The organism is Paenibacillus sp. SEL1 (assembly GCF_054602535.1).
This window is the reverse complement of record NZ_CM137723.1, coordinates 4,852,314-4,865,958: the sequence shown is the minus strand read 5'-3', so window position 1 is coordinate 4,865,958 and position 13,645 is coordinate 4,852,314. Positions and strand designations below refer to the sequence as shown.

The window sequence follows — 13,645 nt, the reverse complement described above, 5'->3', positions numbered from 1 at the left end:
ACGTATCTCTCCTCGCGAAATAGATGTGGGTAAAAAGTAACTCCTCATAAATGACCGTCCTTGTCAAGGAACTGGTCATGCGTACCTTTTCACCGGCATTAAATTGCCAATGGCAGTCGGCAAAAGCGACCACTCCTGATATACCATTGAGATATGGGTGTCTTCGAAGAGCTAAATTTGAATAGAAACAAGCACATCTCTCTTTTTCATCACTCACACTTTCGCAGTGCAAGCTTTTTTAGTTGGGCGGACATAGTGAAATAACTCTGACTCTGGATGTATGAATATGTGCATGGAGTGAGAACTTTTTTGAATTATGCTGAGAGTACATCTTGGTGGTGGGTTGTAGAATGGTTGCCGCAGTGTTAACAACGTAGTGTATCATGCTGTGTGCTGTTTGAATCTTGGCTGGAGGGTATCGATGCTGTGAGATACATGAGCTGCTGCAGCGTGGTGAGGAGCGTAATTCTAAGATGAAAGGACAAAAAAATACTCACGACTGCGCTTATAACTTCCTGATTTTGTACATGGATGAAAAATGATGGTCATCGGACGAGTCAACGGGATTCCCAGGCTGTTAAAGGATATATTTCGTATACCTTAAAAATAATAGAGTTGTCTTTTGGATTACGGAAAATGTGAGACGGATTTACCAGATATGATGCTATGGACAGGAAATCTTGCAGTTTTGCCTATACAACTGCCATGCTGTTTCAATTACAATCAGTGCTCCCATACAGTGTCTAAAAAAGAAAACAGCTTATGTACTTATGAAGCCATTTCGGGAAGCTGTGAGGGCATATTGTTCTGCTTGATATCCATGGAGCTTCTGCTGAACAACTTTCATGTTCTGTAAGCCATTCAGGTTTAAAGCCCCCATGTCGGGCGAAACAAAATAACTGGATCTTCTCAGTCAGATGGATCACGTTTTTAAAACCAAGACATGACCGAGTTGACATATAAATTTCTCATATCCTCTTACTGTCCAAAATCTCACAATAAATCCTTATATCCCTTTTTTCCTCCCAATACTTTCTAGCTATTTTAAATATACAAACTTTAAAACCGATTAGCATGGGACATAAGTTCCAAATTAATGGATTTCATGAAATCAATAAATAACCCATATTATTCCATTATTTTTATATCTTCAAATGCAAGAATTTTAATTTTTTATTAAATTGAATACTGACCATGACCCGTTAACGTGATTCAAAACAAAATTTTTGATTTTATAAATTGATAAAATCAAAATGATGTAGGCTTGCAAGAAAGTCCAAAACCCTTGTGCCAAAACAAATTTTACGTTACATACCATTAACACAAATATAACAAATCAATCCTGACATTATCCGACAAATTTCAACTTTTTCAGCAATATTCTTTAATTGCCTATATCATGGAATTTATTTGCATTAAGCTGGAATAATTCAAAATTAATAACTCTTCACTTTTTAAATAGATAGTGACTTTTAATAGATCTTTTGAACCAATTTACATGCGGAATTTTCTTTAATTTTTCTCCTGAAATTTTAGTTCAGCTTAAATTCCGTTTAATTTAAGCTATAAATTTTATTTTTTAATTAATAGAAACGTTTTGATTCCCCTTTAAAAATATAAATTTTTAGAAAACTCATAACTTTGGAACTATTTTTTTTCGCAAAATTTAATGAACGGAAAATACAAAATAGCAAGTCTCCATGTTGCAAGAGACTTGCTATTTTAAGATTTTGGCGACTTGACCCTTAAGAATGAAGTGAATACTCTCACAGCGAACGTACCGGAAACATTTGTTGTGTGATGTATACTGTTGTACGAATCGAATCGTTTTTGTTACCGAGCGCATCACAACCGAGTGAGCTTCTGCCCTGTGACCAGACAGGAAACGAATCCTTTGAAACCACTCATCAGAAATCCAGACAAACCCTCGTACATCACGTCTTTTAAATGACAAGGGCTTGCCGCAGCTGTTCACATTAACCGATTCAAAATGGTGTGCGTCAGGCAGGAAAATGATTCGAAATGCTTCACTCGTTGGGAAGCTCCAGTTTTTTACGCAAAACAATCTCATTACTGTCTTCCTCGCTAAACATCCCATACAAACGAGCGCTGACAGCCCATCCTGACAATCCGAACTGTTCCGAGCTGGAGATCTCCATTAATGCGCCATCCAAAGCAATAATTAAATCGCAGCTTTTTACCGTCAATGGTTGTTCGCCTAATTTACCAGCTTGCACTGCCTCCGTAATGTGAAACAGCGAAACATCTCTAACCTAGCATCGTTCCCCTTTTAGTTGATCCAGCTGTTAAGTCTCTTAGCATCAAGCCAATGGAATATGTATTTTGTGGTATGGATTATTCTTCCCAGTATATTGACATAATTAACAAAAATGCTGACATCTATGTAACTCGATGTCAGCAGGCAGAAATCAGCACTGTCAATTTGCTGTAAAGATATACTACGAAGTCAACTACCTTCAGCAGAATAAGAATAGTGAATAGTTCTTCACCCATCCACCACATCTGCTTGCAAATCTGTTGCAATTTCAATCATCTTAGGCACGACAGCCTCATCGGAAATAGCCACATACACATCACCCATGTAATGACGAAAAGGTATTTCTACATCAGCATACTTCCACATGAAAAAATCTCCCTCGATCGACATGGTGCTCTCAGCACCTTGTATGATTAGTACTCGTGAATACGAAAAGTCTGGCTGGGATGCAAAGTAATCTTTGCACTCCTCCAGGGAAATGGATTGCTCCACAGGACTTTCCTGCATGGAACGGGTGATTCGAAAACGCTGGTTCATTGATCTGCCTCCACAATTATGATTAAAAAATTCTGGCTTTCATACCTTATAATGTCCATATGCTGATGTCAATTTCGTTGGAATTATATGGATATTTATTGTGCTTTCAAGCAGTTACTTTTAAGATGCATGTTCAAACTGACTATTGTATAGATCGGCATAGAAGCCGCCTTTAGCCAACAATTCCTCATGGTTACCCATTTCGATAATGTCACCGTCCTTCATGACCAGAATCAGATCCGCATTCTTGATCGTCGAAAGTCGGTGAGCAATCACAAAAGAGGTTTTCCCCACAGTCAGCTGGTCCATCGCTTGTTGAATCAGCAATTCCGTACGCGTATCGACCGAGCTTGTGGCCTCATCCAGAATGAGCATGGGTGAATCTTCAATCATCGCTCTTGCAATGGTAATCAATTGCTTTTGACCGGCAGAGAGATTGGCTTTGTCATCCAGCACTGTATCATAGCCCTGCGGCAGTGTTTTAATGAAGCTGTGCAGACCCACCGCTTTACATGCAGCTTCCACCTGCTCATCGGTAACATGATCTTTGGAAAAGACGATATTGTCACGAATCGTTCCTTCGAACAGCCAGGTATCCTGAAGCACCATACAGAATAATTCATGAATATTTTCGCGCGTTAATTGGCTAATCGGGGTGCCGTCAATGTAGATTTCTCCATCGTTCAGCTCATAAAACCGCATGAGCAAATTCACGAGCGTGGTCTTACCAGCGCCTGTCGGACCGACAATGGCAATTTTCTGGCCAGCTTCAGCTTTCATGGAGAAGTCCTTGATGATCATACGATCTGCATTATAGCCGAAACGGACATGTTTGAATTCGACATCCCCTTTGGCAGTGTCCAGCTTTATGGTCTTGTGACGCTCATCTGCCAATTCTTCTTCACCCAGAAATTCGAATACACGTTCACTGGCGGCAGCCGCCGACTGCAGATTGGTTGCAGCCTGTGCCAGCTGCGACAAGGGCTGTGTAAACAGACGAATATACACCATGAAGGCGACAATAGTTCCAATAGTTATAGTCTGTTGGTTGACCAGCAAAGCTCCCACGACACAGACCGCAACATAACCAAAATTTCCAATGAACATCATAACTGGCATCATCAGACCAGACATGAATTGGGACTTCCATGCATTTGTATATAAGCGGCTGTTAATGCCATGAAACACTTCCTTGGCTGCTTGTTCCCCGTTATATACCTTGACTACGTTATGACCAGCATAAGTTTCTTCGATATGACCGTTGATCTGGCCAAGCTCCGCTTGCTGTGCTACAAAGTATTTCTGTGAATGCTTCATAATCACGCTCATCAGGCAAAAGCCGATCAGCGTAGCTATAATTCCGGTAACGGTCATGATCCAGTTCGTATACAGCATCATAATCAAGGCGCCTACAAAGGTAGCCAGCGCACTGACAAGCGTGCCGAGACTGTTGTTTAACGTTTGTCCAATGGTATCGACATCGTTGGTTACACGGCTAAGCACATTACCGTAACTCGTAGAGTCAAAATACTTCAAAGGCATATGATCGATTTTTCGAGACAGTTCTGTCCGCATCTTCTTTGTAAGACGCTGTGAGACGGTTGCTGTAATGAAGCCCTGAAAATAGTTAAAGATAAGACCAAATCCATATAAAAGCGCCAATACAAGAACAATCTTCTGAACAGCACTTACATCAATCCCGGTCACGATTCCTTCCTGAATCAGGTTGGCAATATCGCTGAGCTTATCGGGGCCAATCACGTTGAGGGTGGAGCCGACCAGGGCCAGTACCATAGCTAGTATAATCATAGGCACATAGGCCTTGCTGTAGGATACAAGCTGGCTGATGGTCTTTTTAAAATTATTCGCTTTTTCACCAGCACCCTTGCCCCCCGCAGGGCCTTTACCCATGGGACCTCCCTGATTCATTTTCATTTGCTGGCTGTCGAGGGTGTGTTCATTCTTATCCATGTATGAGTTCCTCCTTCGAAAGCTGCGAATATGCGATCTCCTGATAGGTGCTGCAGTTCGTCATCAGCTCTTCATGCGTGCCGCTCCCTACAATCTCTCCCTGGTCCAGCACGATAATCCGATCAGCGTCTTTGATCGTACCTATGCGCTGACCAACGATAAGTGTCGTAGCGTGGCCGGTTTCTTTTTTGAGAGCGGAGCGCAGAATCCGGTCTGTTCTGTAGTCTAATGCCGAGAAGGAATCATCGAAAATATAAATTTCCGGCTGACGGTAGATGGCACGCGCAATGGACAGCCGCTGCTTTTGGCCACCGGACACGTTCGCTCCACCTTGCGAAATTCTACCCTGATATTGACCATCCATCTTTTCGACAAACTCCGTTCCTTGAGCAATACCAACGGCTTCTTTAACGAGTTTCTCCGAAGCTCCTGCTCTTCCGTTATCGCCATACGAAACGTTGGATACAACCGTACCGTTGAACAATACAGCTCTCTGGGGGACATACCCGATTTTGTTATGGAGTGCCTGCTGATTATAGTTCCTGACATTCACACCATCCACGAGTACCTCTCCCTCGGTCACATCATAGAAACGGGGAATCAGATTGATCACGCTGGTTTTTCCGCTGCCTGTAGCGCCAATAAAGGCAACCGTCTCGCCTCGTTTCGCCGTAAAGCTAATGTTGCGAAGCACGGCCTCCTCCGCGTCTGGATATTTGAAGCTGACATTACGGAATTCCACTTGCCCCATAACGCTCTCTTCTCCTGTCGTCTCATGCCCGTTAATGATGCTGGATTCGGTATTCAAAACCTCCATGATCCGTTTGGCAGAGATCGAGGCGCGAGGCATCAGAATGAATATCATACTTACCATCATAAAGGCCATAACCACCTGCATTGCATAAGAGGAGAATACGACCATATTGGAGAACAACGTGATGCGGTCTGGTACGGCCGCCCCGTTAATCAGGTAAGCGCCGATACAATAGATAGAGACACTCAGACCTGACATAATAAAGGTCATACCTGGGCCAATCATCGTCATTAATCGGTTCGCGAACAGGTTTGTATTCGTCAACTCAACGTTAGCCTGCTCGAACTTCTCCTGCTGATACTGATCTGCATTATAAGCGCGTACTACCCGAAGTCCGATCAGATGCTCACGTGTTACCCTGTTCAGATTATCGGTGAGACGCTGGATTCTCTGAAAACTTGGAAGAGCGAAAACAACAATGACACTTAGCATTAAAATCAGAACAGCCACGGCCGCTCCTGTGGAGGCGGTCCACTGCCAGTTTTTATCCGCAATCTTCACAATAGCCCATACGGCCAGAATAGGTGCCTTGATGATCACCTGCAGCCCCAGCGCAACCACCGTTTGAATCTGCGTAACATCGTTCGTGGAGCGGGTAATGAGGCTTGCCGTCGAAAAGCTGTTCATCTCTTCCATCGAAAAGGATAAGGTCTTGTCAAAGACCATCGCACGCAGACGCATAGCCAGCCCAGCAGCCACCTTTGCCGCGAAATAGCCCACAATAATAGATGCAATCATACTGCCGACGGCACAAAACAACATGTAACTGCCGGGAATCAGCAGTTCGGACACAGGCGTTCCTTCCGTTTGCAGCTTGGTCGTAATTTCCGCCATATAATCAGGCAGCTTCAGATCAAGCCATACCTGCACAACGATGAAAGCTAGGCTGCAAAGTACGAGCATCCATTCATTTTTCTTGAGATATTTGAATATCTTTAGCATTCTGTTGCTCTCCTTTTATCTGATAGTCTTTGATGTTTGGTGAAGTATGGTGCGTCCTGCATCTGCATAGAAATTCAGCTTCTAGAGACAATAAGCTTAATGAGTCGAATCAGTTCTTTAGCATCCTCTTCGTCTAACTTTCGAAGAACATTCTCGGTCCATGCAATTCCTTCATTATGCTTATCAATCATAAATTGCTTACCTGAATCCGTAATGAATACAATCACCTTACGTTTGTCGTTGACATCAGTACGCCGTACAACTAGTCCTTTCTTCTCCAGACTCTTCAGTGCCGTTGCTACCCGTCCCGTACTGACGGACAAGTATTCGCTCAAGTGGCCAGAGGTAACCCCGTCCTTATTGAAATTCAGACAAATGAGAATCCCCATTTCGCCACGTGAGAAGTGCCCTCGTTCCTCTAATGCCGGTTTCCGCGATTTGACGATATACTCGAATAATTCTGTCGCTAATGCTTTATAATCCAATGGTCACAACACCTTCTCGCTAATACCTTATACTATAAGATAATTAATCTTATAGTATAAGATAATTAATCTTATAGTATAAGATAATTAATCTTATAGTATAAGATAATAATAATGTCGAGTCACAAAGTCAATTAGAGAAAATATGGAATACAAAAAAATCCTTCGTAACTAGCTTGTATTTGTACCAATTTTTCTACACAAAGTCCAATGTAAAGACATCAGAGCTAAAACTGAATCTCTTCTTATGTATCTTCCTCTGAACATCTTCATTATTGTTTGTAAGGTCAAGTTCTACATGCCGTACTTTGATGAATCGTCTGGTCATCGATTCCGCCCACAGATTCAAAGCATATTCGGCAATCTTACGCACTTCTCCCGCCACAATCGGAAACCTTCTTCCATGCTCCTGCCCAGGCAGCCAGCAAATTGATTTGAGCAACAATATTCTGGATGCTCTCTGTGATCGCAGAGTTCATTAATTAGACCTTTTGTAGAGTACCTTGATAGAGTACTTTACAGAAGGTCTAAAGGACGTACTTTTTTTGCTTAATCGATTCGAATCGTTTTACTGACCCAAGCAGGCTCAATCAGTAATGTATACAGTCAGTCTTAAAACCCTGTAGTATACTGTGTAGGGATTGCAGTTTCTTTTTTCAATTTTGATGCTGCTTCCAGTGACCAATAAGGATTTCTCAACATCCCTCTACCCACAGCAACCAGATCGGCCTCTTCATTACCGATAACTGCATTCGCCAAAATTGGATCTTCCAGTCTTCCAACGGCCATCACCGGAATATCCAGAGCTTCTTTGATATCTTTTGCCAAGGGGACTTGATACGCTGCGTGAGTTCCTGGTCTGCCCCATGCAGCTATAGGTCCCTCACCGCCAGATGAAATATCAAACATATCTACTCCTGCCTTTTGATATTCCTTGGCAAAAGCAATGCTTTCCTTAATACCATATCCACCTTCTACATATTCTTTGGCAGAAATACGCATCAACAGTGGCATATCTTCCGGCATTTCGCCCTTCGCTGCCTGAATGATCTCCCGACCAAAAAGGGTAAGATCTTTACCATATTCATCTTCCCGTTTGTTCGTAAGCGGCGAATGAAATTGATGAATCAAATAGCCATGTGCACCATGAATTTCAATGCTGTCGAATCCAGCCTTAACAGCGCGAGCTACAGCAGCACGAAATTTCTCAACGAGTCCTTTAACCTCTTCGGTTGCAAGCGCGCGAGGTTGTTTTGAATTTTCATCAAATGCAATAGCAGATGGTGCTACAGGGACTTCAGCATCTTCCGCCTTGCGTCCGGCATGCGCGATCTGGATTCCCACTTTGGCACCGTAGCTGTGACAAGCATCTACAATCCGTTTGAGAGCAGGAATCTGCTCATCTGACCATAAACCAAGATCAAAATCGGAGATACGACCATCTGGCTCTACATCTGTCATTTCAATTATGATAAAACCAGCTCCGCCTACCGCCCGGCTAACGTAGTGTATATAATGCCAATCTGTGGCGACCCCATCCTTTTTGTCAACCGAATATTGGCACATTGGAGGCATAACTACGCGATTTTTCAATTCCAAACCTTTAATTGTATAGGGACTAAATAAATCTTTCATGTGAGAAAGACTCCTCTCTGATTTATATTATGAAATGCATCAATAAAATGCATGCACAAGCATATACATTAACATGTTTGTTTCATTTGTCAACTCTAGGCATGATTTCAAAACTTCAAAGTAATTGGTGCAAATAATTCTTTATTGTTTGGATTCACACTTGATCATTCATCTTCAGATTTTTTGCAATGCTTCGACAACTGAATCGTCACCAGTAATCAGATCAAATGCTCGCTTGTATGTGTTCTCCTCATCTAAAGCTGCCACAATGGCACGGGCTACATCCTCACGTGGGATACTGCCATAGGTGATATTCTCCGCGGCAGCCACTTTTCCCGTACCGATTTCATTTAAAAGAATCCCCAGTCTTATGATTGTGTAGTTCAAACTGCTGCTTTCCAGCTATGAGTAATGGCTATACTTGAGACAAAAGTTATTCTTACATTCCTAAAATTTCTAGTTATAAGTGATACTTTCTTGCTTTAACTGAGAATTTTTACGTTTTTTTGGATTATAACTGAGACTTATCCTCCAACAATAACATAATCACACCCTAATATGATCACTCGTCATTCTATAACTGTGAAGAGAAATGAGAACCAGTAGATTCCTTTTAGCTACTGGTTCTACCTGAACCGCAACAGCGACACAACATCCGTTTGAGTAAACTGTAGGCAATCTGCCCGGCTAAAAAAGTCTAAGACATATACCAAAAAAAGTATAGCTAAATTCGTCTCATGTATTACCGTAACTCATACCTGCGTCAATATGCCGGAAGTGTATTCAATAAGATATCCTTAGCTCCTTGGCTTTTGTCTTGCGTGGCTCTTTAGCCGCAAATACTCTTGCTCACTTTGATATCGCGATCCCCTTGGTTTTTGTACACTGCGGCTTTAACGCAGCCCCGTTGTTTCTTTGCACTCCACCTAGGCGACATTCTTTAGCTTGGCGTATTGTTGCAGGTGTAAGGCTTTTGCCGAAGCCCAACCGCCGATAACAAATTGACATCGGACAATTTGTCCGATATAATCAAAACAAATCGGACAAACTGTCCGAATTTATAATATGAAGGGTGAAACTGGGATGAATATCAAAAAGTTGTATTTTTTACCTGTAGGTGAATGTTTCCTAGATCAATCGGCAGTTAATCGAACCCTTGCCCCCGGGAAATTAGTCGGAATGCCTGTGTGGTCTTTTCTATTGGAAACGACCAGCGGGCTGATACTCATCGATACGGGAATGCCCGACGCTTTTATCAACAATCCCGATTACTACAAGGGGACTAGACGTGAAGGGCGCGTCGTCCCCAACATGTCTGACGGCGACTCGATCGTAAATGTGTTAAAGCGTGTAGGTTATCGACCTGACGATATTCAAATGGTCATTAGCTCCCATTTACACTTGGATCATTCTGGGGGAAACGGGCATTTCCGCAATACGCCGATCCTTATTCAAAGGGCAGAGTATGATGCGGCCATAAACAATGAGGATTACTCTCCATTAGAGTGCAGGCTGCCCGATTTACAATATCAAATCATTGAGGGTGACCATGAATTGATTCCGGGGGTTCAAATTTTATTCACTCCGGGTCATTCCCCTGGCCATCAATCAGTCCTTGTCACAACGGAAAAGTCGGGTCCAGTGCTACTGACAATTGATGTTGCTTATACTCGGGAGAACTTCGAGAATAGCGTACCGTTCTTGACATTCGATCAAGAGATGGCTGCCAAATCGATTACTCGCATGCAGGAGTTAATTCAGGATGTTCGGCCGTCCTATGTTTTCTTGGGACACGATAGAGATCAGGCGCAAAAATGCCGCACCTTTCCTGACTTCCTGTAATGGAGGGACAGGCTATGGATACTCAATCAATGGCTTTATCCGGCAATGAGCGGAAATTAATGGGGACACTTTGCTTGCTCATTATTTTCGGAAACATCAATATGACCATGTTTAATTTGTCTATACCTTCGATTTCCGCTGACTTTGCCCTGACCTCCTCGCAGGTGAGCTGGGTTATGGTCGGTTACAGCATTTTGATGGCTATCGGCGCCGGTACTTACGGCAAGTTAACGGAGTCCTTTTCCTTTCGCCAGCTGTATGTCATTGGTTTAATCCTTTTAGCTTTCGGCTTTATGATCGGCTTTTTTGCAGATTCATACTTGCAAGTCATCATTGGAAGACTGCTGCAGGCAGCAGGGGCCTCATCCATCTCTCCCCTGTCTTATGCGGCAGTAACCCTGTATTTTAAGCCTACAGTCAAGGGACGGGTGCTGGGAACCTTATCCGCCACAATTGCCTTTGCTTCCGGCTTCGGGCCTGTGTTCGGCGGTTTCGTGGAGCAATACTTTGGCTGGCGTGCTTTGTTCATCGTGTCCAGTCTGAGCCTATTTGTTATCCCTTTGATATTCAAGTATGTTCCTGACAAGAAACACGACCGCGGTTCATTCGATTTTCTCGGAGCTGTTTTGTTCTCCGCGGGACTGGCGTTGGTATTGCTAGGGGTTACGAACTATTGGTTTATGCTCATTGCAGGAGCAGCAGTTCTTCTATGGTTCGGTACTCATATTCAGAAAAAAGAACATCCATTTATCGATGCATCTTTCATGAAAAATGCTCCTTACCGACGAATTCTAGGGATTGGATTCCTTACCTTCGTATGCAACACGGGGTTAACCTTTACTCTTCCTGTCATGATGAAGAATTCCTTTCATTTACCAACTAGTAAAATCGGTCTGCTGATGCTTCCCGGTGCCGCCTGTGCAGCCTTGCTCGGATCCCGGATCGGAGGTTGGACAGATCGTTTCGGAAGCTCCCGCGTGCTTGTCATATCGCAAAGTCTCGTCATCAGCGGATTTATACTACTGGGGGTATCCGTACATTTGCCGCCATGGATCGACGCTTTATTGATCATTATCCTTATGATTGGATTCAACGGTGTCCTCACCTCTAGCAGCAATTTAGTTTCGACGACACTCCGTTCGGCTGAGCTGGGTGTAGGGATGGGTGTTTTCACACTGGCCTATCTCCTAGGCGGAGCATTCGGCCCTGCGCTGGTCGGCCGACTGATTGATCTAAAGATGCCTTTTTCTGTTGTTTATTTTACCATTTCCCTGTTGGCAATCCTGACATACTTATTCGCAAGAAAAGCAAATCGTAGCGGAAGCTATGGTAATTAGTTTGGTAGACTTACGACATGTCCGAAAGATACGGAGGATGAATAGATGAGTAAATTAAATTTCCAACTGTCCTTTGCTGCTATTCATGAGCTGGCCGAGGGGATTCGAACAAGGGAAATATCCCCGGTAGAGATTACAGAACATGCGCTTCACCGCATCGAACGTTTGAATCCGAAACTGAACGTTTTCGTTACCCAAACGTCCGAACTGGCGATTGAACAAGCGAAGCAATCGGAACGCGATATTATGCATGGTCGGTACAAAGGGCCCCTTCACGGGATTCCCATCGTTCATAAGGATCTATATTACACTAAAGGGATCCGAACAACTGCCGGTTCAAAAATATTGAACAGCTTCGTCCCCGATTACGATTCGACGGTTGCAGCTAAGCTACATGAGGCTGGAACAGTTCTGCTAGGCAAAGTACAGACTCACGAGTTCGCTGCGGGATTGACAACAACTAGCCCGCACTTCGGTCCTTGCCTCAATCCGTGGAACACTGAACTTGTAACGGGAGGTTCAAGCGGCGGCTCGGCTTCTGCTTTAGCGGCTGGACTTACTTATCTGGGCACAGGCTCGGATACCGGAGGTTCGATCCGCATACCCGCTGCTTTGTGCGGTGTCGTAGGGATGAAGCCGACGTACGGTCGGGTCAGTCGGTATGGTATCATTCCAATGGCCTGGTCATTGGACCACTCGGGTCCGTTGACCCGCTGTGTCATGGATGCGTCCCTGTGCTTGGATGTGATGTCTGGCTTCGATCCAAAGGATGAATCGACTGTCGATCTGCCTGCGCCAGGTATCAAGATGTATCCGAATGGTCTCAGGGGTGTGCGTATCGGATTGCCGACAAGCTACTATTACGAGGATTTGATGCCGGAAGTGGAAGCTGCGATGAAGGCCGCTATCAATAAATTCCGAGAACTGGGAGCAGAAATCATCGAAGTTAGCCTGCCCCTGATCAAACATGTTAGAAGTGCGACGATGGCCATTATGATGACGGAAATGTACTCGTACCACGAGAAGTGGCTTGAGACAGAATTGGAACAGTATGGACCGGACGTCCGAATGTTTCTTGAAAGCAGTAGAGATATTCCGGCTTCCATTTACCTTCAGTCTCAGCGGGCCCGGCAACTAATTGTCAATGATTTTTTGAATGCATTGTCCGGAATCGACATCTTGTTGACGCCGGCAACACCGATCACTGCGCCGCGTGCAGATGATGATGCTAGTGTATTCAGATTGAACTCATTTACGGTTCCGACCAATTTGACTGGCTTGCCTAGCCTGAGCATGCCTTGCGGCTTCTCACCTTCCGGTCTGCCGATTAATATGCAATTGATTGGCCGCCCCTTCGAAGAAGCGACAGTACTAGGTATCGGCAATACTTATGAAATGAATACAGACTGGCACAAGAGACATCCGGATTTGTAAGCCTGAATATATTTGATGGAGGGTAATCTATGGATCAAAAGCAACTTAACTCTGAAGTTAGCAGGAAAGCATCAACCGAAACCGGAACAGATACGACGAGCGACAAGAAAAAAGCATACGAGCAGTTTATTCATTCGATCGCAAGTTTAAAGGAACTGGACCTATCGGGCATTGAACCGCATTTGCCTCCAATTTACAAAAAGCACTATACCAAGAAATAAAAAAAAGCTCATCGGTCACCCAAATGAATGTATTTTTAATTTTTCACGAAATGTATTATAATATGAAGACGGACAACATGTCCTATACACGAAAAACGGACATATTGTCCGTTTTTCGTGTTAAATAACAGTTAAATTAATGATGAAGG

General features: G+C 43.7%; 10 protein-coding genes and 1 pseudogene. 4 read left to right on the top strand and 7 right to left on the bottom strand.

The annotated features are described in order from the left end of the window. Window positions 1–2,027: 2,027 nt before the first annotated feature. The 7 genes and pseudogenes from ACYCSE_RS22365 to ACYCSE_RS22335 all read right to left on the bottom strand — a co-directional run. Window positions 2,028–2,207, bottom strand: coding sequence for a hypothetical protein (locus tag ACYCSE_RS22365; RefSeq protein ID WP_459699976.1), 180 nt, complete (start codon window positions 2,205–2,207; stop codon window positions 2,028–2,030). Between the two features lie 299 nt (window positions 2,208–2,506). Continuing rightward, window positions 2,507–2,815 (bottom strand): hypothetical protein, encoded by a 309-nt coding sequence (locus ACYCSE_RS22360; RefSeq protein ID WP_025723019.1) that lies wholly within the window; start codon window positions 2,813–2,815, stop codon window positions 2,507–2,509. A gap of 120 nt (window positions 2,816–2,935) precedes the next feature. After that, on the bottom strand, window positions 2,936–4,786 hold the full coding sequence (locus tag ACYCSE_RS22355) for an ABC transporter ATP-binding protein (RefSeq protein ID WP_459699974.1): 1,851 nt from the start codon (window positions 4,784–4,786) through the stop codon (window positions 2,936–2,938). After that, window positions 4,779–6,542: an ABC transporter ATP-binding protein gene (locus tag ACYCSE_RS22350; protein ID WP_459699972.1), complete on the bottom strand. Its 1,764-nt coding sequence runs from the start codon at window positions 6,540–6,542 to the stop codon at window positions 4,779–4,781. Before ACYCSE_RS22350 ends, ACYCSE_RS22355 begins: the two co-directional genes overlap by 8 nt. Window positions 6,543–6,616: 74 nt before the next feature. Beyond that, entirely contained in the window at window positions 6,617–7,027 is a 411-nt protein-coding gene (locus ACYCSE_RS22345; protein ID WP_250261362.1) for a MarR family winged helix-turn-helix transcriptional regulator, read from the bottom strand. A gap of 612 nt (window positions 7,028–7,639) precedes the next feature. After that, window positions 7,640–8,662, bottom strand: coding sequence for an NADH:flavin oxidoreductase/NADH oxidase (locus ACYCSE_RS22340; RefSeq protein ID WP_322175844.1), 1,023 nt, complete (start codon window positions 8,660–8,662; stop codon window positions 7,640–7,642). A gap of 174 nt (window positions 8,663–8,836) precedes the next feature. Then, window positions 8,837–9,064: pseudogene (locus tag ACYCSE_RS22335) on the bottom strand (NAD(P)H-binding protein); the annotation flags it as partial. 681 nt (window positions 9,065–9,745) lie between these two features. On the opposite strand from ACYCSE_RS22335, the gene aiiA reads away from it, so the two are divergent. From aiiA to ACYCSE_RS22315, 4 genes are read left to right on the top strand one after another with little or no spacing between them, the layout of a single operon-like run. Then, window positions 9,746–10,504, top strand: coding sequence for a quorum-quenching N-acyl homoserine lactonase AiiA (aiiA, locus tag ACYCSE_RS22330; protein WP_336078431.1), 759 nt, complete (start codon window positions 9,746–9,748; stop codon window positions 10,502–10,504). A gap of 14 nt (window positions 10,505–10,518) precedes the next feature. Next, window positions 10,519–11,841, top strand: coding sequence for an MFS transporter (locus ACYCSE_RS22325; RefSeq protein ID WP_459699968.1), 1,323 nt, complete (start codon window positions 10,519–10,521; stop codon window positions 11,839–11,841). A gap of 45 nt (window positions 11,842–11,886) precedes the next feature. Beyond that, a complete protein-coding gene (locus tag ACYCSE_RS22320; RefSeq protein ID WP_029515916.1) occupies window positions 11,887–13,275 on the top strand; it encodes an Asp-tRNA(Asn)/Glu-tRNA(Gln) amidotransferase GatCAB subunit A in 1,389 nt (462 codons plus the stop codon). A gap of 29 nt (window positions 13,276–13,304) precedes the next feature. Continuing rightward, window positions 13,305–13,496 (top strand): hypothetical protein, encoded by a 192-nt coding sequence (locus ACYCSE_RS22315; RefSeq protein WP_235306327.1) that lies wholly within the window; start codon window positions 13,305–13,307, stop codon window positions 13,494–13,496. Window positions 13,497–13,645 lie beyond the last annotated feature (149 nt).

Excerpts from the sequence above, each read along its gene's own strand:
- ACYCSE_RS22320 (WP_029515916.1), top strand. The coding sequence starts at position 11,887 with ATGAGTAAATTAAATTTCCAACTGTCCTTTGCTGCTATTCATGAGCTG.
- aiiA (WP_336078431.1), top strand. The coding sequence starts at position 9,746 with ATGAATATCAAAAAGTTGTATTTTTTACCTGTAGGTGAATGTTTCCTA.
- ACYCSE_RS22325 (WP_459699968.1), top strand. The coding sequence starts at position 10,519 with ATGGATACTCAATCAATGGCTTTATCCGGCAATGAGCGGAAATTAATG.
- ACYCSE_RS22355 (WP_459699974.1), bottom strand. The coding sequence starts at position 4,786 with ATGGATAAGAATGAACACACCCTCGACAGCCAGCAAATGAAAATGAAT.
- ACYCSE_RS22350 (WP_459699972.1), bottom strand. The coding sequence starts at position 6,542 with ATGCTAAAGATATTCAAATATCTCAAGAAAAATGAATGGATGCTCGTA.
- ACYCSE_RS22315 (WP_235306327.1), top strand. The coding sequence starts at position 13,305 with ATGGATCAAAAGCAACTTAACTCTGAAGTTAGCAGGAAAGCATCAACC.
- ACYCSE_RS22360 (WP_025723019.1), bottom strand. The coding sequence starts at position 2,815 with ATGAACCAGCGTTTTCGAATCACCCGTTCCATGCAGGAAAGTCCTGTG.
- ACYCSE_RS22340 (WP_322175844.1), bottom strand. The coding sequence starts at position 8,662 with ATGAAAGATTTATTTAGTCCCTATACAATTAAAGGTTTGGAATTGAAA.